This is a genomic window from Streptomyces sp. NPDC054961 (assembly GCF_053609145.1).
Genome location: NZ_JBSGWY010000110.1, coordinates 1 through 1311, shown reverse-complemented (window position 1 = coordinate 1311; position 1311 = coordinate 1). Strand labels below are relative to the sequence as shown.

Genomic DNA, 1311 nt, shown 5'->3' with positions numbered 1-1311 from the left:
CTAGGCCGTGTTTTAGATCGGGGTTCCGGTCCACGCCTTGCGCTGTGATGATCATGGTGTGGGGCGTGGGGATCTTTCTGATGAGCAGTGGTCGGTGCTGGAGTCGTTGCTGCCTGCGGCAGGCGTGAACCGCAGGTCCGGGAACCGGCGGCGGTTGATCAATGGAGTTCGGTGGCGTGTTCGGACAGGTGTTCCGTGGCGTGATCTGCCGCGCGAGTACGGGCCTTGGCAGACCGTTTACGGGCTCTTTCGCCGCTGGCAGCGCGAGGGTGTGTGGGCCAGGATCCTCACCTTGCTGCAGGCGAGGGCTGATGCGGCCGGGCTGATCACGTGGGAGGTGAACGTCGACTCCACAGTCTGCCGGGCCCATCAGCACGCGGCTGGTGCCCGCCGGGACGGGGCCGGACAGAAGGAGCCCCCGGGAGGGGTCGGGACCGAACCGGAGGATCACGGGCTGGGCCGGTCGCGGGGCGGGTTCTCCACGAAGATCCATCTGGCCTGCGAGCAGGGCCAGAAGCCGCTGTCGTTGCTGGTCACGGCAGGTCAACGGGGTGACAGTCCGCAGTTCGAGCCGGTCCTCGAAGCGATCCGGGTGCCCAAGGCCGGCGGCGGTCGTCCCAGGCGCAGGCCACTGCGGGTGCGAGGTGACAAGGCGTACTCCTCGCGCGCCAACCGTGCTTACCTGCGCAGACGCGGGATCCGCTGCACCATCGCCGAGCCGGCCGACCAGGTTCGCAACCGCAAGCGCCGCGGCCGAGCCGGTGGCCGACCGCCGGCCTTCGACCGGGAGGACTACAAAGCCCGCCACGCGGTCGAGTGCGGGATCAGCCGTCTCAAGCAGCACCGGGCCGTCGCGACCCGCTATGACAAGCTCGCCGTCCGGTTCGAGGCGGCCGTCCAGATCGCGGCGATCCACCAGTGGCTGTGAACCGGCGGCCCGCCGATACGGCCGTGCCATGCTGATCACGGCATTGGGCAGCACATCTTCGGGGAGGGCTTCGGTGGCCGCCAGGTACTACTGCGCCGACAGCGAGAACGGTGACCACGTCGACGACCCGTCCGAGGACGCGCTGTTCATGCTGATCGACGACCTGAACGACTCGGACAACACGTTCGTCGTCATCCAGCCCGACCAGGACGACCCCGTCTGGTTTGCCTCCGTCGCCGTCCTGGACGAGGGCGGATACGAGGTCGTCCGCCGTGACACCACCCGTCGCGAACACGACGTGACCGTCGAGACCAACAACGACCGCATCGCCGGCGACCTCACCAAGTGGCTGGCCGCCCGCGCTACCTAAAACACGGCCTAGG

2 protein-coding genes are annotated in these 1311 nt (G+C 68.2%); both read left to right on the top strand.

Going from position 1 to position 1311, the window contains the following annotated elements:
• Positions 1-58 precede the first annotated feature (58 nt).
• Positions 59-928, top strand: coding sequence for an IS5 family transposase (locus tag ACWF9Z_RS36685; RefSeq protein WP_453609963.1), 870 nt, complete (start codon positions 59-61; stop codon positions 926-928).
• A 28-nt stretch (positions 929-956) separates the two neighbouring features.
• Positions 957-1298 carry a hypothetical protein gene (locus ACWF9Z_RS36680; protein WP_453609961.1) on the top strand — a complete coding sequence of 114 codons (342 nt, stop codon included), beginning with the start codon at positions 957-959 and terminating at the stop codon, positions 1296-1298.
• The last annotated feature ends 13 nt before the right edge of the window (positions 1299-1311 follow it).

Coding starts and splice junctions, on each gene's coding strand:
- ACWF9Z_RS36680 (WP_453609961.1), top strand. CDS start 957: ATGCTGATCACGGCATTGGGCAGCACATCTTCGGGGAGGGCTTCGGTG.